Annotated in this window: 16 protein-coding genes; 10 read left to right on the forward strand and 6 right to left on the reverse strand. The window is 66.9% G+C overall.

What is annotated here, in order from left to right; translation table 11 throughout:
* The first annotated feature begins 75 nt into the window (after positions 1-75).
* The 3 genes from VH567_RS13825 to VH567_RS13835 are packed head-to-tail and all read left to right on the forward strand — an operon-like array spanning position 76 to position 3,187.
* Positions 76-1,680: a sodium/sugar symporter gene (locus tag VH567_RS13825; protein ID WP_423326839.1), complete on the forward strand. Its 1,605-nt coding sequence runs from the start codon at positions 76-78 to the stop codon at positions 1,678-1,680.
* 2 nt (positions 1,681-1,682) lie between these two features.
* A complete protein-coding gene (locus VH567_RS13830) occupies positions 1,683-2,546 on the forward strand; it encodes a 2-dehydro-3-deoxygalactonokinase (protein WP_423326840.1) in 864 nt (287 codons plus the stop codon).
* Complete coding sequence (locus VH567_RS13835) at positions 2,543-3,187, forward strand: 2-dehydro-3-deoxy-6-phosphogalactonate aldolase (protein WP_423326841.1); 645 nt, start codon at positions 2,543-2,545, stop codon at positions 3,185-3,187. The genes VH567_RS13830 and VH567_RS13835 overlap by 4 nt, the downstream gene beginning before the upstream one ends.
* 211 nt (positions 3,188-3,398) lie before the next feature.
* Here VH567_RS13835 and VH567_RS13840 read toward each other — a convergent pair whose 3' ends face one another.
* Complete coding sequence (locus VH567_RS13840; RefSeq protein WP_423326842.1) at positions 3,399-4,511, reverse strand: glycoside hydrolase family 53 protein; 1,113 nt, start codon at positions 4,509-4,511, stop codon at positions 3,399-3,401.
* Positions 4,511-6,982, reverse strand: coding sequence for a beta-galactosidase GalA (gene galA / locus VH567_RS13845; RefSeq protein ID WP_423326843.1), 2,472 nt, complete (start codon positions 6,980-6,982; stop codon positions 4,511-4,513). The genes VH567_RS13840 and galA overlap by 1 nt, the downstream gene beginning before the upstream one ends.
* A gap of 117 nt (positions 6,983-7,099) precedes the next feature.
* Between galA and VH567_RS13850 the strand changes: the two genes are divergently transcribed.
* From VH567_RS13850 to VH567_RS13880, 7 genes are all read left to right on the forward strand, one after another.
* Positions 7,100-8,221: an 8-amino-7-oxononanoate synthase gene (locus VH567_RS13850; RefSeq protein WP_423326844.1), complete on the forward strand. Its 1,122-nt coding sequence runs from the start codon at positions 7,100-7,102 to the stop codon at positions 8,219-8,221.
* Positions 8,218-8,835 (forward strand): dethiobiotin synthase, encoded by a 618-nt coding sequence (gene bioD / locus VH567_RS13855; protein WP_423326845.1) that lies wholly within the window; start codon positions 8,218-8,220, stop codon positions 8,833-8,835. Before VH567_RS13850 ends, bioD begins: the two co-directional genes overlap by 4 nt.
* A complete protein-coding gene (locus tag VH567_RS13860; protein ID WP_423326846.1) occupies positions 8,832-10,088 on the forward strand; it encodes an adenosylmethionine--8-amino-7-oxononanoate transaminase in 1,257 nt (418 codons plus the stop codon). Before bioD ends, VH567_RS13860 begins: the two co-directional genes overlap by 4 nt.
* 92 nt (positions 10,089-10,180) lie before the next feature.
* Positions 10,181-11,296, forward strand: coding sequence for an alpha/beta hydrolase family esterase (locus tag VH567_RS13865; RefSeq protein WP_423326847.1), 1,116 nt, complete (start codon positions 10,181-10,183; stop codon positions 11,294-11,296).
* 306 nt (positions 11,297-11,602) lie between these two features.
* A complete protein-coding gene (locus VH567_RS13870) occupies positions 11,603-12,976 on the forward strand; it encodes an MATE family efflux transporter (RefSeq protein ID WP_423326848.1) in 1,374 nt (457 codons plus the stop codon).
* Positions 12,977-13,061: 85 nt separating this feature from the next.
* Positions 13,062-13,280, forward strand: a complete 219-nt coding sequence (locus VH567_RS13875) for a hypothetical protein (RefSeq protein ID WP_423326849.1) — start codon at positions 13,062-13,064, stop codon at positions 13,278-13,280.
* Positions 13,281-13,318: 38 nt separating this feature from the next.
* Complete coding sequence (locus VH567_RS13880) at positions 13,319-13,717, forward strand: MAPEG family protein (protein ID WP_423326850.1); 399 nt, start codon at positions 13,319-13,321, stop codon at positions 13,715-13,717.
* A gap of 3 nt (positions 13,718-13,720) precedes the next feature.
* Here VH567_RS13880 and mmsB read toward each other — a convergent pair whose 3' ends face one another.
* The 4 genes from mmsB to VH567_RS13900 all read right to left on the reverse strand — a co-directional run bounded on the left by mmsB (position 13,721) and on the right by VH567_RS13900 (position 17,902).
* Positions 13,721-14,596: a 3-hydroxyisobutyrate dehydrogenase gene (gene mmsB / locus VH567_RS13885; protein WP_423326851.1), complete on the reverse strand. Its 876-nt coding sequence runs from the start codon at positions 14,594-14,596 to the stop codon at positions 13,721-13,723.
* A 131-nt stretch (positions 14,597-14,727) separates the two neighbouring features.
* The gene (locus VH567_RS13890; protein ID WP_423326852.1) at positions 14,728-15,504 is read right to left on the reverse strand and encodes an enoyl-CoA hydratase; all 777 of its coding nucleotides are present in this window, start codon (positions 15,502-15,504) and stop codon (positions 14,728-14,730) included.
* A gap of 93 nt (positions 15,505-15,597) precedes the next feature.
* The gene (locus tag VH567_RS13895) at positions 15,598-16,641 is read right to left on the reverse strand and encodes an enoyl-CoA hydratase/isomerase family protein (protein WP_423326853.1); all 1,044 of its coding nucleotides are present in this window, start codon (positions 16,639-16,641) and stop codon (positions 15,598-15,600) included.
* Positions 16,642-16,756: 115 nt separating this feature from the next.
* Positions 16,757-17,902: an acyl-CoA dehydrogenase family protein gene (locus VH567_RS13900; RefSeq protein WP_423326942.1), complete on the reverse strand. Its 1,146-nt coding sequence runs from the start codon at positions 17,900-17,902 to the stop codon at positions 16,757-16,759.
* Positions 17,903-17,909 lie beyond the last annotated feature (7 nt).

Here is a 17,909-nt window from a genome sequence, read left to right on the forward strand (position 1 = left end):
ACTTTCGATATTTGTCGTATAAATGTCGAGTATCTGGCCTGTAATCGACGGGAACCGGGTGGAAGAGGAACGTCCATGAGCCTGTCCGGCATCGATCTGATCGTCGTCATCGTCTACGCGATCGGCATATTCGGCCTCGCGCAATGGGTGTCGCGCGACAAGGGCGGCAAGGCCAAGGACAGTTCCGACTATTTCCTCGCGTCCAAATCGCTGCCGTGGTGGGCGATCGGCGCCTCGCTGATCGCCGCCAACATCTCCGCCGAGCAGATCGTCGGCATGGCCGGGTCGGGCTATGCGATCGGCCTCGCGATCGCCTCGTACGAATGGATGGCGGCGCTGACGCTGCTGATCGTCGGCAAATTCTTCCTGCCGATCTTCCTGCGCAACGAGATCTACACGATGCCGCAGTTCCTGGAACAGCGCTACGGCCCGTCGATCCGCACGCTGATGGCAGTGTTCTGGCTCGGCCTGTACGTGTTCGTGAACCTCACCTCGATCATCTGGCTCGGCTCGATCGCGGTCAACCAGGTCGCCGGGATCAACCAGGATTTCGCGCTGATCGGCCTAGGCCTGTTCGCGTTGCTCTACCAGTTGAAGGGCGGCCTGAAGGCGGTCGCGCTGACCGATATCGTCCAGGTGACTCTGCTGGTCGTCGGCGGGCTGATCGTTTCCGGCCTCGCACTGAGCGAACTCGGCGGCGACGCAGGCATGCTCGGCGGCTTCGACAGACTGGTTACCCAGGCGCCGGGCCATTTCCACATGATCCTGTCGAAGGACAATGCGTTCTACAAGGATCTGCCGGGCATCTCGGTGCTGGTCGGCGGCATGTGGATCGCGAACCTGAGCTATTGGGGTTTCAACCAGTATATCATCCAGCGCGCGCTCGCCGCCAAGTCGCTCGGCGAAGCGCAGAAGGGCATCGTGTTCGCCGCCTTCCTGAAGCTGCTGATGCCGCTGGTCATCGTCCTGCCGGGCATCGCCGCAGTGATCCTCGCGCCCGATCTCGCCAAGCCGGACCAGGCCTATCCGACGATGATGCGCCTGCTGCCCCCCGGCCTTCTCGGGCTGGTCTTTGCAGCGCTGATCGCCGCGATCGTCGCGTCGACCGCATCGAAGATCAACTCGATCGCGACGATCTTCACGCTCGATCTCTACGCCAAGCGCCGCGGTGCGACCTCGATCGCCGAAGATGGTTCGACGAAGGTCGCCGATCCCGCGGTCGAGCGTAACCTCGTCAAGGTCGGCCGCATCGCCGCCGCCGTCGCGATCGTGCTGGCGATGATCACCGCGCGGCCTTTGCTCGGCAAGTCAGACCAGGCGTTTCAGTATATCCAGGAATATACCGGGTTCTTCACGCCGGGAATCGTCGTGATCTTCATGCTAGGGCTGTTCTGGAAGCGTGCGACCGAGGCTGGCGCGTTGATCGCCGCGGTCGCGTCGTTCGCGATCTCGCTGCTGCTCAAATACGCCGCGCCGGAAATTCCGTTCATGAACCGGATGCTGATCGCGTTCGTGATCGCGCTGGTGCTGGCGGTGATTGCCTCGCTGGTCCGCCCGCAGTCGAGCGCGGCGAACCGGATCGTCACCCGCGACGTCGACTATACGACGACGCGCGGATTCAATATCGCGTCGGTCGGCGTGGTGATGATCCTCGTCGCGCTGTATGCGACATGGTGGTGAGCATGGGCGCATTCATCGCAGTCGACTGGGGCACGACCAACCGCCGTGCGTTCCGGATCGAGAACGGCCACGTCGTTGCGACCGAGCGGGACGATCGCGGCGCGGCAAACGTCGCGGCAGGCGAGTATGAGGCCGAAGTCGCGAGCATTCGCGACCGGCTCGGCGACCTGCCGATGCTGCTCGCGGGGATGGTCGGCTCGAACATCGGCTGGCGTAGCGTGCCCTATGTCGCAGCACCCGCAGGATTGACCGAAGTCGCCGCCGCGCTCGACCGGATCGACGACCGCACGGCGATCGTACCGGGGTTGTCGTACCGCGACGGACTTCACGCGGACGTGATGCGCGGTGAGGAGGTCCAGTTGCTGGGCGCGGTTGCGGCAGGGCTCGTCCCCGCGGACGCACTGCTCTGCCAGCCCGGCACGCACTGCAAATGGGCGACCGTCGAGGGCGGCAGGATCACGCAATTCACCACCGCGATGACCGGCGAACTCTTCGCCCTGCTCCGCGCGCACGGCGTCCTTTCGCGCCAACTCGGCCATCCGGTCAAGCCGGGCGCCGCATTCCTCGAAGGCGTCGCCGAGGGAGCGAAGCGTGATCTCGCCGCCAGCCTGTTCGCCATCAGGGCGCGCGGCGTGCTCGGGCTGGCCGACGACGCGCACGCAGCCTCGTTCGCGAGCGGCCTGTTGATCGGTGCTGATACCGCCGCGCGGATCACGCCCGGCGCAACCGTCCACATCCTCGCCGACCCGGCGCTTGGCGCACTTTATGCCAGCGCGATCGATGCGCTCGGCGGCGCCTCGCACCATATCGACAGCCAGGCCGCGTTCGTGGCCGGCATCACCCGCATCCAGGATCTCGCTGCATGACTCCCGACACGACCCATCGCCAAGCCTTCGACAACGCCTTCGCGAAATGCCCGCTGATCGCGATCCTGCGCGGCGTGAAGCCCGACGAGGTCGAGGCAATCGGCGAAGCACTGGTCGAGGCAGGCTTCACGATCCTCGAAGTGCCGATGAACTCGCCCGACCCGCTCGACAGCATCGCCCGGCTGGCGCGCTCGCTCAAGGGCCGCGCAGTCGTCGGTGCGGGGACGGTGTTGCGCGTCGAGGACGTCGAGGCAGTCGGCGCAGCCGGCGGGACGCTGATTATCGCCCCCAATGCGAACGTGCGCGTGATCGCGGCGGCAGCGGAACGCGGCTATGTCGCCCTCCCCGGCATCGCCACGCCAACGGAGGCCTTCGCCGCGCTCGAGGCAGGCGCAGCCGCGTTGAAGCTGTTCCCGGCCGAAGCCGCGAGTCCGGCTGTGCTGAAGGCGATGCGCGCGGTGCTGCCCAAGGACACGCGCGTGCTGCCGGTCGGCGGCGTCGTGCCCGAGATCATGGCGGAATGGCGCAAGGCGGGCGCGGCCGGTTTCGGCCTCGGCTCGGCCCTGTACGCACCCGGCATGACCGCAGCGGACGTCGGCGCCCGCGCGGCCGGCTTCATCGCGGCGTTGAAGGGCGAGTAACGCGCTTCCGTTCGTATTTTCCCCGGAGTTCGCTCTCCCTTTCCGTTCGTGCCGAGTAGCGACCGAGTAGCCCACTTGGGCGTATCGAGGGCGCGTATCGAGGTACAGGTTCCGCGCACCAACCTGTCCTTCGATACGCCGTCTCGATACGCCGCCTTCGGCGACTACTCGACCGCTACTCAGGAGGAACGGGACGGGTGGGCTGTCCCCTCTACTTTCCCCGCTTCACATACCGCCGCCCAAGAAAATCGAACGCGGGCAGCGCCTCGTGCCGCCCCAGCCCGAACCACGCCGCATTCTCCCAGTTCGAGCCCGTTCCCCACCGCGTCCCGCACCCGGTCGAGACCCAGCCCGGCTCCCAATACACCACGCCGATCCCGCCCGCATCGACCACCGTCTGCGTCAGGTCGACCAGATATTTCAGCTGCCCCTGCGGCGTCGCAGGATAGCCCGGCAGCAGCGAATCCGCGCCCAGCAGATCGGGCGACGCATCCTCCCCGACCGGGCTGAACGGATACGCAGTCTCGACCACGATCACGTCCGCCTTGTACCGCGCCTTCGCCAGCGCGATCGTCTCGCCCAACTGGATCGGCGTCCGCGTCGACCATTTCCGGTAATAGCTGATGCCGATCACGTCGAAATCGCGCACGCCAGCCTCCGCCGCATCGTCGAACCACGCCGCGACATGCTCGGGCTGGGCGATGTGCAGCATGATCCGCGGATTGATCTTCGCACCCTTCCCCGCATCGCGCACCGCCTTGATCCCGGCGTTGAGCAACGTCGCATTACGCGTCCAGTCGATCTTGCGATCCTTTACGCCGCCCATCAGCTCCGGGTTCGTCTCGTTCCCGACCTGCACCATCTCCGGCATCAGGCCGTCCGCATCGAGCTTCCCCAGCACGTCGCGCGTATACGCATACAGCGCCTTCGCCTGCCCCCCGGTGTCGAGCTTCGCCCAAGCCGCAGGCGGGATCTGCTTCTCGCCGTCCGCCCAATCGTCGGAGTAATGAAAGTCGAGCAGCACCTGCATGCCCGCCGCCTTCGCGCGCCGGATCGTCTTGGTGACGTCGGCGAGATCGCTGTATTTCGTCCATTTCGCGTCGTTCCAGATCCGGACGCGGACGATATTTCCCCCCTTCGCCTTCATCAGGACGAACGGATCGACCGGCTTGCCCTTCGAGCGATAGACCGCGCCGCAATCCTCCATCTCGTTGACGTAGGACAGGTCGGCACCGAGATAGACCCCGCCGGCCGGCTTGGGGGCGAGCGGCTGCGCGGTGGCGGTCGACGCGAGCAGGGCGAACGCGAGCAAAGCGCGCCGCATCACCGCACCGCCATGATACGCAGCGACGCGGACCTGAGCCCCTCGCCCGACACCGAAATCTCGACCGGCCCGGGTTGCGACCCGACCCGCACGATCGCCTGCGCAAGCCCGTGGAACGCCCGCCGCTGGCTTGCGACATCCGCTTCGAGGCTGGTCGGATTGCCGTTGCCGACACCGATCACCGCCGCGCCGCCGCTCGTTTCGAACCGCAGCAGCGTATCCGCGTCGGGCACCGGCCGGCCCCGCGCATCGACGATCTCCGCACGCAGCATGACCACGTCGCTGCCGTCCGCCTTCACCACGCGGCGGTCCGCAGTCAGCCGCACCGCCGCCGCCACGCCCGCGGTCTCGCGCACCGACGACGCCACCCGCCGCCCCTTGTTCAGCCCACGCGCTTCGATCCTGCCCGGCGCATAGGGCACGCTCCAGGCAAGATGCCCGTTGCGCGGCATCGGTTTGCGCCCGAGCGACCGCCCGTTGAGCAGCAGCTCCACCTCGTCGCAATTGCCATGTGCCCAGACCTCGATCGGCTGGCCCTCGCGGCCCGGCCACGTCCAGTGCGGCAGCAGGTGAACCTGCGGCAGGTCGGGCCGCCACCACGCGCGATAATAATGAAAATTGTCCTTCGGAAAGCCACACGTGTCGAGCACGCCGAAATAGCTCGAGATACTCGGGAACTGCGCGAACGGCGTCGGCTCGCCGCGATAGTCGAAGCCGGTCCAGATGAACCCGCCCGCGATATACGGTCGCGTCGCCGCGATCGACCACCAGGCTTCCGCAGTCGACGCCCACCACGGATGCTCGGTGTCGTACGCGCGCACCACATGCGCCGCGGCATCGTTCACATACGCGCCCCGCGTACTGACGGTGCTGCCGGTTTCGGTGCCCATCGTCGGCATTTCGGGGAATTGCTGGTGGAACGCCTCGATCTTGTCGGTGCGGTAGTTGAAGCCGACGACGTCGACGACCTTGGCCGCGCCCTTGTCCCAGCTATTGTCGAACGCGAACGTCGTCGGGCGGGTCGGATCGAGCTTCCGCACCGCCGCCTGCATCTCGGACGTGACGCGCGCGCCCTTGGCCGAGCCCTGTTGCGGCTCCTCGTTGCCGAGCGACCATGCGATCACGCTCGGCCGGTTGCGGTCGCGGCGGACGATCCGGTCGAGCTGCGCCATCGCCTCGTCGTCGCTGCTGTTGAGCCGCGCCTCGACGATCATCATCATGCCCATCTCGTCGCACACGTCGAGCAGCGCGGACGCGGGCGGGTTGTGCGCGCTGCGCCATGCGTTCGAGCCCATGTCCTTGAGTTGCGCGACCCGCCACGCGTGCAGCGCATCCGGGATGCCGGTACCGACGCCCGCATGATCCTGGTGATTGCAGGTCCCGAGCAGTTTCACCGGCTTGCCGTTGAGCAGGAAACCGCGCGCGCCGTCGAAACGGATCGTGCGGATGCCGAACCGCGTATCGTAGCGGTCGACGACGCGCCCGCCGACGACGATCTCTGCCTCTATGGTATAGAGCCGAGGTGTCTCGATCGACCACAGGACGGGCGTCGCGACCTGCGTTCGGGCGTCGAGCATGGTGCGGTCGCCGGCCGCTATCGCAAACGGCGTATCTGCCAAGCTCGCGGCCGCGCGCCCATCGGGACCAATCACGCGCTGCCGCACCACGCCCTCGACCTTGGCATCGCCGCTGTTGAAGATTTCGGTCGAGACCGTGACCTGCGCGCCATCGGCCTGCACGTCGCTGCGGACGACGGTTTCCCATTGCGGGACGTGCACCGAATCCGCGCGCATCAGGTCGACGTGGCGGTAAATGCCTGCGCCTTCGTAGAACCAACCTTCGCCGAGCGTCGCATCGACGCGCACCGTGATGACGTTGCCGCCGCCGTCATAGTCGAGAAAGTCGTCGATCTCGACGCGGAACGGCGCATAGCCGCTCTCGTTGCGGCCGACGATATGGCCGTTCACGAACACCAGGCAATCGCGGAACACACCGTCGAATTCGAGCCACAGCCGACGCCCGCGATCCGCCGCGGCGACCGCGATCGGGCAGCGATACCAGCCGATGCTGTTTGCCGGATGATCGCGCCCGATCGCCTTGAAGCCGTGCGCCGCGACCGCATCCTCGATTTCCTTCGGCGCGGGGGTGGCTGGCGGCGCGAAGGGCAGCGCGACCGCCCAGTCGTGCGGCACACGCACCTGTTGCCACGCACTGTCGTCGAAACCCGGTATCGCCGCATCGGCAGTCCCCGCTCCGGCCTTCGCATAGGTGCGCTGGTTCCGTCCGAACCCGAAATCGCGATCGACGTCCGCGGCGTGCCCCAGATGGAACCGCCATTCCTCCAGGCGTTCGCGACGTCGCGGCGCTGCAACGACGGGCATCGCCGTGGTCGCGCTGAACGCCGGGGTCGCGGCGACCGTCAATGCGAGCGCACTCTGCCCCAGCACCGACCGGCGGGTTAATCCTGACATCCTACTCTCCCGTTTTTTGTATGATAATTCGGCGTGGGCGATTGTGCGAGCCTGATTTGCAACGGTGGATTGCGCCCGGGGATCGTCTTCGCGGCGCGTTGCGGTTAGGGCGGCGCGATGATGTTTGCCGACCAGGAACGAGACCTCGCCACGCTGGCCGCCGCCGACCGGTATCGATCGCTCCGACCGCGCACGGGCGTCGATTTCGCCTCGAACGACTATCTCGGACTCGCCGGATCGGACCGTCTGCGCCGCGCAATGATCGAGGCTTTGGCGCGGGGCGTGCCGGTCGGCTCGGGCGGCTCGCGGTTGTTGCGGGGCAACGCGCCCGAGCATGAGGCGCTGGAGGCCGATGCGGCACGCTTCTTCGGGACCGAGGCGGCGCTGTTTTTCGCGAGCGGCTATGTCGCGAACACGATCCTGTTTGCGACGCTGCCGCAGCGCGGCGACCTGATCGTCCACGACGCCCTGATCCATGCAAGCGCGCACGAGGGTATGCGCCTCACCCGGGCGACCTGCGTGAGCGCGACGCATAACGACGCGAATGCGTTCGAGGATGCCATCGCCAACTGGCGCGCGGCGGGCGGCACGGGCCGCGTGTGGATCGCGGTCGAGAGCCTCTACAGCATGGACGGCGACCAGGCCCCGCTCGCCGACCTCGCGCGCGTCGCAGATCGCCACGACGCGATCCTGTTGATCGACGAGGCGCATGCGACCGGGGTGTTCGGCACCGACGGCCGTGGCCTCGCCGAAGGACTCGACGGGCACGAGAACGTCATCACCTTGCGGACCTGCGGCAAGGCGCTCGGCTGCGAGGGCGCGCTCCTGTGTGGCCCCGCGGTGATGCGCACGTTCATCGTCAATCGCGGCCGCGGGTTCATTTTTTCCACCGCACCGTCGCCGCTGATGGCGCTGGCGGTCGGTGAAGCATTGCGGATCATGGCCGACGAACCCGCGCGGCGGGACCAGCTGTGGGGCCTGATCGCGACGGCCGAGCGCGTGCTGGCGCCGGACGGTGTCATGGCGACTGGGTCGCAGATTCTGCCGCTGGTGCTGGGCGACGCGGCGCGGACGATGCGTGTCGCGAGCGCGATCCAGGCGGCGGGGTTCGACGTCCGCGGCATTCGGCCGCCGACCGTGCCCGACGGGACGTCGCGGTTGCGGATATCGTTGACGCTGAACGCCACCGCGTCAGATATCGAGGCACTGGGCGAGGTCATGAAGGAGGCGCTGCAATGACGATTATCGTCACCGGGACGGACACGGATATCGGCAAGACGGTGTTCGCCGCCGGCCTGACCGCCGCGCTCGGCGCGCGTTACTGGAAGCCGGTCCAGGCCGGGCTTGCGGACGGCAGCGACGCGGCTTCGGTCGTGACCCTGGGTGTGCCCGCGGACCGAGTCCTGCCCGAGGCATACCGCCTGACGACGCCGTGCTCGCCGCATCTCGCCGCGGAGATCGACCGCCTGACGATCGATCCGGACCGGCTCGCGCTGCCCCAAGTCGACGGCCCGCTGGTGGTCGAGGGTGCGGGCGGCGTGATGGTGCCCGTGACACGCGACCTGATCTTCGCCGACCTGTTCGCGCGCTGGGGCAAGCCGGTGGTGCTCGTCGCGCGCACGGGCCTCGGCACGATCAACCATAGCCTGTTGTCGATCGAGGCGTTGCGCAGTCGCGGCGTGCCGATCCTCGGCATCGCCTTCGTCGGCGACGCGGTCGAGGATAGCGAGGCGACGATCGCCGCACTCGGTAAGGTCTGCCGCCTGGGCCGCCTGCCCCGCCTCGATCCGCTCAACGCCGCGACGCTGGCCGAGGCGTTCGCCGCGAACTTCGACCTGGAGGCATTCCAGTGAATTCCCCCGTCTGGCACCCCTTCACGCAGCACGGCCTGCGCGAGCCCATCCCGCTCGTCACGCATGCCGAGGGCGCGGCGCTCTATACCGCGGACGGGCGGCGGATCGTCGATGCGATCTCGTCCTGGTGGGTGACGACGCATGGCCACGCCAACCCGAAGATCATGGCGGCGATCGCCGAGCAGGCGGGCAAGCTCGACCAGATCATCTTCGCCGGCTGGACGCACCAGCCCGCCGAGGACCTCGCGCGCGGGCTGACCGCGATCATGCCGCCCGAATTGACCCGCGTGTTCTTCTCGGACTCCGGCTCGACCAGCGTCGAGTGCGCGCTGAAGATGGCGCTCGGCTATTGGCTCGATCGCGGCGAAGACCGCCACCGCATCCTCGTGCTGGAGCATGGATATCACGGCGACACGATCGGCGCGATGTCGGTCGGCGCACGCGGCGTGTTCAACCGGGCGTACGAACCGCTGCTGTTCGACGTCGGCACGATCCCCTTCCCTGCCGCCGGGCAGGAACAGGCGACGCTCGACGCGCTGGAGAAGGCCTGCGCCGCGCACCCTGCCGCGTTCATCGTCGAGCCGCTGCTGCTGGGCGCGGGCGGGATGCACATCTATCCAGCACACATCCTCGGTGAGATGCGGCGGATTTGCGCCGCGCACGGCGTGCTGTTCATCGCCGACGAGGTGATGACCGGCTGGGGCCGCACCGGCACGTTGCTCGCCTGCGAACAGGCCGGCGTGGTGCCCGACATCTTGTGCCTGTCGAAGGGGCTGACCGGCGGGGCGATTCCGCTCGCAGTGACGATGGCGACCGAGGCGATCTACCAGGCGCATTACGGCACCGACAGGTCGCGCATGTTCTTCCACTCGTCGAGCTACACCGCCAACCCGATCGCCTGCGCCGCCGCCAATGCGAACTTGGCGATCTGGCGCGACGAACCTGTGCGCGACCGGATCGCCGATCTCACCGCACGCCAGCGCACGCGGTTGGAGACGTTGGCCAAGCATCCCCGCATCGCCAACCCCCGCCAGATTGGCACCATCACCGCCGTCGAACTAGAGGGCGAGGACGGCTATCTCTCGCAGATCGGTCCGCGCCTGCTCGCGTTCTTCGGCGAGCGCGATCTGCTGCTCCGCCCGCTCGGCAACACCGTCTACGTGATGCCGCCCTATTGCATCGACGATACCGATCTCGACCGGATCTACGCGGCGATCGGCGACGCATGCGACATGCTCGGACAAGACTCCTGACGTTCTTGCTGCACTGCAGCAACAAATGATGTACGTGCGACGTTGAGATAAGATCGCGGCCGAGTACGCTGGCGACGAAAGGCTCGATTCACGTGAGAAACATCGCCGATACCATCGCCCGCATGGCGCGTGCCGGGGCCCCGACTCCGCGCGAAACCGTGCCAAGCCGCCTTACCCCGCTGATCGAGTTCGGCACCAATCCGGGCGCGCTGCTTGGGCACAGCTACGTCCCCAAGGACCTGCCACCCGGCGCGCCGCTGGTCGTCGTCCTGCACGGCTGCACGCAAACCGCGGCGGGCTATGACCACGGCTCGGGCTGGTCGCAGCTCGCCGATCGCGCCGGGTTCGCGCTCCTGTTTCCCGAACAGACGCGCGCGAACAATCCCAACCTCTGCTTCAACTGGTTCGCGTCGGAGGACACCGCGCAGGCCGGCGGCGAGGCCGAATCGATCGCGCAGATGACCGAGACGATGATCGCCCGCCACGGCCTCGACCGCAGCCGCGTATACGTCACCGGGCTGTCGGCAGGCGGCGCGATGACGATGGCGATGCTGGCAACCCGGCCGGACCTGTTCGCGGGCGGCGCGGTGATCGGTGGGCTAGCCTATGGTACCGCGACCGGCGTGTCGCAGGCGCTCGACCGGATGCGCGGGCACGGCGATACCAGCAACACCGCGCTGGCCGACGCGGTCCGCAGCGGCTCGCGCGGACATGACGGACGCTGGCCGACGCTCGCGATCTGGCACGGCGGTGCGGACGCGACGGTGAGCGTGGCGAATGCGGACACGATCGCGCGACAGTGGCGCGGCATCCACGGCGTCGATGCGAAAGCCGTGCGCACGGAGCGAGTCGGCACCGCCGTCCACCGGATCTGGTCGGACGCGGAAGGGCGCGACGTAGTCGAGGACTGGACCGTACCAGGCATGGGCCACGGCACGCCGATCGACCCGTCGCGTGGCCAGCGGCTGGGGGCGGCGGGGCCGTTCATGCTCGATGTCGGGATTTCGAGCACGGTGATCGCCAAGTCCTGGGGCCTGGTTCCGGTTGCAAGGACCGAGACCGCAGCCAAGCCCTCGCCGGTCGAGCGCGTCGCCAAGATTGCCATCCCCGCGGCGACGAAGCCCGCGCTGAAGCCGCGTACCGAAGCACCTGCCGGTATCCAGGCGACGATCGAAAACGCCCTCCGCGCCGCTGGGCTGATGCGCTAGATGCCGGGGTGGCCGCGGCCCTCTTAGAAATGGCGCTGTCGACCGTGTCCATGCAGTTGACCGAAACAACCGTCACCCCAGCGAAAGCCGGGGTATCCCACGAGGCAGATGACGCCCGCCCCATGATGATCTCCCAGCTTTCGCTGGGATGATGGAGTTTGGGAGCGGCGCGTGCATCGAAGATCCGATCGTTCGTCCGTGAACCAGCGTCCATGAACTAGCGAGGTCCCCCTGCCTCGATCCTCCCCTCGCAGGGGAGGATAACGGAATAATCGACTTGGCCGTGAACCCGGCTAAAGCCGGCGCATGACGTCCACCCCGCCCCACCCCTGGCGCACCGAATTCGCGGCCACGCTGAAGCTCGTCTGGCCGCTCGTCGCGACGAACCTCGCCCAGGCGCTGGTCGGCGCGACCGACGTGGCGATGCTCGGCCGGCTCGGGCCGGATACGCTGGCGGCGGCGACGTTGGGGCTCAACCTCTACCTCGTGTTCCTCGTCTTTGGCATGGGCCTGACGACCGCCGCGGTCCCGATGATCACCCGCGAGCGCGGCGCCCGGCCGCATGCGGTGCGCGATATTCGGCGGACCGTGCGCCAGACGATCTGGGTCGCCGCCACGCTCTGCATCCCGTCCTGGATCATCCTCTGGAATGCCGAGGCGATCCTCGTGCACCTGCTCGATCAAGACCCGCTGCTAGCGCACGACGCGGCGCGATTCGTGCGCGCAGTGATGTGGGGCATGCTCCCGAGCCTCGCCTTCCTCGTGCTGCGTGCATTCGTCGCCGCGCTCGAGCGGCCGGGCTGGTCGCTGGTGGTGATGCTCGGGCTGCTGATCGTCAACGCCGGGCTCAACTGGCTGCTGATCTTCGGACACGCAGGATTGCCAGCCCTCGGTCTGCTCGGATCCGGCACCGCGAGCAGCATCGCCAACGGCCTCAGCTTCGTCGCGATGGCCGCCGTGATCGTCTGCGCCAGGCCGTTCCGCCGCTATCGCCTGCTCGGCCGGTTCTGGCGCAGCGACTGGCCGCGATACCGCGCGGTGTGGACACTCGGCCTGCCGATCGCGATCACGCTCGGGTTCGAGTCCACCGTGTTCATCGCCGCGGTGTTCCTGATGGGACTGCTCGGCACCGTGCCACTTGCAGCGCATGCGATCGCGATCCAGATCGCCAGCGTCACCTTCATGGTTCCGCTCGGCATCGCCCAAGCTGCCACCGTCCGCGTCGGACTCGCCTCGGGCCGCGGCGATCGCGCGGGGATCGGTCGCGCCGGCTGGGCGGCGTTCGCGATTGGCGAGGGCTTCATGGTACTGACCGCCGCGCTGCTGATCCTCGCGCCGCAACTGCTGATCGGCATCATCCTCGACGTCGACGCGCCCGCCAATGCACCGGTCGTCGCCCTCGCGATCTCGCTGCTCGCGGTCGCCGCGGTGTTCCAGGTGGTCGACGGCGCGCAGGTGATCGGCGCAGGCATGTTGCGCGGGCTGGGCGATACCAAGGTGCCGATGATCTACGCGGCGGTCGGCTATTGGGGCATCGGCATCGGCGTCGGCGCGTGGCTCGCATTCGGACGCGGCTGGGGCGGGGTCGGCATCTGGACCGGGCTCGCGACCGGACTGGCGGTGGTATCCGTGCTGATGATTGCCCGTTGGCAGGCGCGCGAGCGACTTGGGCTCGGCTAAGGCTCGCTTGGCCTCTTTATCCTATATTACTGATACATAGCGGCTGCGACGTGTTAACGTGTGTTACACCAACGGAGCCTGACATATGCCTGATCAAGACCGCATCGTCGCGATCGGGTTGCTCACGCAGCGCGACGTTTTCGCGCTCGGACACGACCTGTCGCGTGTCTATCCGATCGACGAGGTGCCGTGTTTCGGTAGCCTTCTCGGCGCGATCGACGACGCCGACCGCGCGTTCCACCGCGCCCGCGATGCACGCCAGCTTGCCAGTCAGGTCCAACACGGCGCAACCTCGCCGACATAGCGGCGTTCGATATCCGCTGCCCCCTGCGGAGATCGACCATGACGCATTTGCCTACCGAATTGCTGCTGCTCGGCTGGTCGACGGTCCTGCTGTTCACGTACATCATGATCCAGGGCCAGACCGCGACGCGTGATCGCGGGCTCGACTGGAACGCAGGCTCACGCGACGGCGAGCAGAAACCGCTCGGCGAAATGGCCGGTCGCGCCGAACGTGCGCTCAAGAACTTCCAGGAAACCTATCCGGTGTTCGTCGCGCTCGCTCTCGGGCTGGCGGTGACCGATCGCACCGGCGGGTTGGGGGCGATAGGTGCATGGCTCTGGTTCGGTGCGCGGATCGCCTACATCCCGCTCTATCTGTTCGGCATTAAATATGTCCGCAGCCTGTGCTGGATGGCGTCGATCCTCGGACTGTTGCTGATGCTGATCTGCTTCCTCTGAGGCTCAGTCCCGTAACGTGCGGATGATCGCCGAGAAGTCGAGGCCGCCCTGCCCGGCGTCGGCGAACGCCTCGTAGCGCTCGGCGGCCTTCGCGCCCATCGGCGTATCCGCGCTGACATCCTGCGCCGCCGCCATCGCCAGCCGCAGGTCCTTGAGCATCAGCGCCGCCGCGAAGCCGCCCTGATAATCGTGATCGGCGGGCGTATCGGGACCAATCCCGGGCAGCGGCGCGTACGTCGTCATCGACCAGCTCTGCCCCGACGACACACTAGCGATATCGTAGAACGCCTGCGCATCGAGCCCCAGCTTCTCCGCCAGCACGAACGCCTCGCAGGTCGCGACCATCGTCGCGCCGAGAATCATGTTGTTGCAGATCTTCGCCGCCTGCCCCGCGCCGTTTGTGCCGGCATGGATGACGGCCTTGCCCATGTCGGCGAGGATAGCCTGCGCCCGATCGAACGCCTCGGCCGAACCCCCGACCATGAAGGTCAGCGTGCCCGCATTGGCCGCACCGATCCCGCCAGAGACGGGCGCATCGACTGCGACGAGGCCTTTCGCCTGTGCCGCCGCGGCGACCTGCTTGGCGGTGGCGACGTCGATCGTCGAGCAATCGATTAGGATCGCGGAGGGCGACGCGACGCCGAACAGCGTGTCGTACACCTCAGCGACGTGCTTGCCCGCCGGGAGCATCGTCACGATCGCCTCGGCGCCATCCGCGGCTTCCCGCGCAGAAGCGACCGGCAGGCATCCCGCGGCCTTCGCCTTGTCCAGAGCGTCGGAACTCAGATCGAACGCGCGGACGTCATGGCCCTTCTTGGCGAGGTTCGCCGCCATCCCGCCGCCCATGTTGCCAAGCCCGATGAATCCGATCCGTGCCATGTTCTCTCTCCTAATCTTTGCTCCCCTCCCGTTCACGGGAGGGGTTGGGGGAGSSCMGCGCCGCAATCACAGTGTCGGCAATCGGGGCACTCCCCTCCCCTGACCCCTCCCGCAAGCGGGAGGGGAATTCGTCATTTCCCCGTCCAGCTACCCGGCCGCTTCTCGACAAACGCGGCCATGCCTTCGCTCTGGTCCTCAGTCCCGAACAGCCCGTGGAACAGCCGCCGCTCGAACTGGACGCCCATCGTCAGGCCCGTCTCGAAGGCCGCGTTGACCATTTCCTTGTTCGCCAGCACCGCCAGCGGCGCCATCGCCGCGATCGTCGCGGCGGTCTTCACCGCCTCCTCGACCAGATCGTCCGCCGGCACGATCCGCGACACGAGGCCCGCGCGCTCGGCTTCCTCGGCATCCATCATCCGTCCGGTCAGGCACATCTCCATCGCCTTGGCCTTGCCGACTGCGCGCGTGAGGCGTTGTGATCCGCCCATGCCGGGGGACACGGCCAGCTTGATCTCGGGCTGGCCGAACTTGGCGGTATCGGCCGCGAGGATAAAGTCGCACATCATCGCCAACTCGCAACCGCCGCCGAGCGCATAGCCCGCCACCGCCGCGATCACGGGTTTCCGCGTCCGCGTGAAATGCTCCCAGCCCGCGAAGAAGTTGCTCGCGTACATCTCGGCAAAGCCCTGCGACTGCATCTCCTTGATATCCGCCCCCGCCGCGAACGCCTTGGCCGAGCCCGTCAGCACCGCGCAGCCCTGGGAAGCATCCGCATCGAACGCCGCAAACGCAGCGATCAGGTCGGCGAGCACCTGCGAATTGAGCGCGTTCAGCGCCTGGGGCCGGTTCAGCGTGACGAGCGTGACGCCGCCGCGCTGCTCGACGAGGATCGTTTCGTATTCGGCCATTCCAAACCCTTCCAATTTCGTCACCCCAGCGAAAGCTGGGGTCTCATCATTACCGGGAGACCCCAGCTTCCGCTGGGGCGACGTGTTTTCTGTTCAGCCCGGCGTCCACGCCTCATGCTCCGGCAAAGGCGCGAAGATCTGATCGATCACATGATCGGTCACAGCCTCGGGCGTCGCCGGTTCCCATTTCGGCGCATTGTCCTTGTCGACAATCACCGCGCGCACGCCCTCGATAAAGTCATGCCGCTGCACGACATGCGCACCGACCGCATATTCCTGCCGCATCTCGTCCGCGAAACTTGCCATCGCAGCGCCCTCGTGGAGCAACCGCAGCGACACCTTCATCGTCTGCGGCGACTTGGTCTTGAGCGTCGCGAGCGTCTGCACAGCCCATTCTCCACCATCCGCGTCGAGCGCAGCGTAGATTTCCTCCAGCACGTCCGACGCGAACAGTCGGTCGATGTCGTCCTTCCGCGCGAGTATCTTCGCCTCGGGCGCCGATGTAGCCAGCGCATCAAGCACCGCCGCAATATCCTGCGGCGTCTTGCCGATCCGCGTCTTGGCTGTCTCCACCGCGTCACTCGACAAATAATGCGTAGCGAGCCCCAGCGCCAAACACTCCGCCCCGTCGAGCCGATGCCCGGTCAACGCGAGATACTGCCCGATCCGCCCCGGCAATTGCGACAGATACCAGCCGCCGCCGACGTCCGGGAACAGCCCGATCCCCGTCTCCGGCATCGCAAACTTGGTGTTCTCCGTCGCGACCCGATACCGGCACGGCAAGGCCAGCCCGACGCCACCGCCCATCGTGATCCCGTCCATGAACGCGACGATCGGCTTGGCATAGGTGAACAGCCGGTGGTTCATCCGATACTCGGCATGAAAAAACGCCCGCGCCTCGACGCCATCGGTCGCGCCGGACGCGGCAAGCATGCGGATATCCCCGCCAGCACAGAACCCGCGCCCCTCGGCATGATCGACCACGATCGCCTCGACCGCCGCGTCGCCACGCCACGCTTCCAGCGCCTCAAGCACGCCTTCGCACATCGCTAGGTTCAACGCGTGCAGCGCCTTCGGGCGGTTCAACCGAATCCGGCCGACAGGCCCTTCACTCTCGACGATCAGATCATCGGTCACGCGTTCACCTCCCGAACATCATCTCCGCGCCTCTGCGCCTCTGCGCGAACAAGAAACTTTTTCGCGCAGAGGCGCAGAGGCGCGGAGCAGAAGAAAGACTTGAAGCTGCGCGGACTCACTGCCGCGTCAGTTCGCGACCGACGATCATCCGCATCACCTGGTTCGTCCCCTCGAGGATCGAATGCACGCGCAGATCGCGCCAGAAGCGTTCGATCGGATAGTCCTGCAGATACCCGTACCCGCCATGCAGCTGCAACGCGCGATCGACCACCGAAGACCCCGTGTCCGTCGCCAGCCGCTTCGCCATCGCCGCAAACTTGGTCTTGTCGGGCGCGTTCGCAGTCACCTTGGCCGCGGCGATATACAGCAGCGCGCGCGCCGCCTCCAATTCGGTCGCCATGTCCGCCAGCATGAACTGCGTGTTCTGGAAATCGGCGATCGCCTTGCCGAACTGCTTGCGGTCCTTCGTATACGCGATCGCCTCGTCGAGGCACCGCTGCGCCCCGCCAAGCGAACACGCGCCGATGTTCAACCGCCCGCCATCGAGCCCCATCATCGCGATCCGGAAGCCCTCGCCCTCGCCGCCGACCATGTTTGCGGCCGGCACGCGGACTCCGTCGAAGATCACCTGTCGCGTCGGCTGCGAGTGCCAGCCGAGCTTCTTCTCGTTCGCGCCAAACGACACCCCCGGCATGTCCTTCTCGATCACCAGGCACGAGATGCCCTTGGGCCCCTCCTCCCCAGTGCGGACCATCGTCACGTATACCTCGTTCTCGCCCGCACCCGAGATGAACTGCTTCGAGCCCGTCACGACCCAGTCGTCGCCATCACGCACTGCGCGCGTCTTCAGAGCAGCCGCGTCCGACCCAGAGCCCGGCTCGGTCAGGCAATAGCTCGCCAGCCGGTCCATCGTCACCAGGTCAGGGAGGTACTTGTCCTTCACCACGGCCGACCCGAACCGGTCGATCATCCATGCCGCCATATTATGGATGCTAATAAACGCCGACGTCGAGGGACACCCGTACGACATCGCCTCCATGATCAGCGCGGCTTCCAACCGCCCGAGCGCGATCCCGCCGCTCTCCTCGCTGACATAGATCGCTGCAAAGCCGAGTTCTGCCGCCGCCTTGATCGTATCGCGCGGGAAAATGTGCTTCTCGTCCCACTCAGCCGCCTCCGGCGTGATCCGGTCTGCGGTGAAGCGGCGCGCCAGCTCCTGGATCTCGCGCTGGTCGTCGGTAAGGTCGAACTGGTTCATCATCTGTCCT

The organism is Sphingomonas sp. 4RDLI-65, assembly GCF_049472435.1.
Classification (GTDB): Bacteria; Pseudomonadota; Alphaproteobacteria; order Sphingomonadales; family Sphingomonadaceae; genus Sphingomonas.

What these genes read in the sequence shown, in the direction of transcription:
- VH567_RS13825 (WP_423326839.1), top strand. Translation starts at nt 76, where the DNA reads ATGAGCCTGTCCGGCATCGATCTGATCGTCGTCATCGTCTACGCGATC.
- VH567_RS13830 (WP_423326840.1), top strand. Translation starts at nt 1,683, where the DNA reads ATGGGCGCATTCATCGCAGTCGACTGGGGCACGACCAACCGCCGTGCG.
- VH567_RS13835 (WP_423326841.1), top strand. Translation starts at nt 2,543, where the DNA reads ATGACTCCCGACACGACCCATCGCCAAGCCTTCGACAACGCCTTCGCG.
- VH567_RS13840 (WP_423326842.1), bottom strand. Translation starts at nt 4,511, where the DNA reads ATGCGGCGCGCTTTGCTCGCGTTCGCCCTGCTCGCGTCGACCGCCACC.
- galA (WP_423326843.1), bottom strand. Translation starts at nt 6,982, where the DNA reads ATGTCAGGATTAACCCGCCGGTCGGTGCTGGGGCAGAGTGCGCTCGCA.
- VH567_RS13850 (WP_423326844.1), top strand. Translation starts at nt 7,100, where the DNA reads ATGATGTTTGCCGACCAGGAACGAGACCTCGCCACGCTGGCCGCCGCC.
- bioD (WP_423326845.1), top strand. Translation starts at nt 8,218, where the DNA reads ATGACGATTATCGTCACCGGGACGGACACGGATATCGGCAAGACGGTG.
- VH567_RS13870 (WP_423326848.1), top strand. Translation starts at nt 11,603, where the DNA reads ATGACGTCCACCCCGCCCCACCCCTGGCGCACCGAATTCGCGGCCACG.
- VH567_RS13875 (WP_423326849.1), top strand. Translation starts at nt 13,062, where the DNA reads ATGCCTGATCAAGACCGCATCGTCGCGATCGGGTTGCTCACGCAGCGC.
- VH567_RS13880 (WP_423326850.1), top strand. Translation starts at nt 13,319, where the DNA reads ATGACGCATTTGCCTACCGAATTGCTGCTGCTCGGCTGGTCGACGGTC.
- mmsB (WP_423326851.1), bottom strand. Translation starts at nt 14,596, where the DNA reads ATGGCACGGATCGGATTCATCGGGCTTGGCAACATGGGCGGCGGGATG.
- VH567_RS13890 (WP_423326852.1), bottom strand. Translation starts at nt 15,504, where the DNA reads ATGGCCGAATACGAAACGATCCTCGTCGAGCAGCGCGGCGGCGTCACG.
- VH567_RS13900 (WP_423326942.1), bottom strand. Translation starts at nt 17,902, where the DNA reads ATGATGAACCAGTTCGACCTTACCGACGACCAGCGCGAGATCCAGGAG.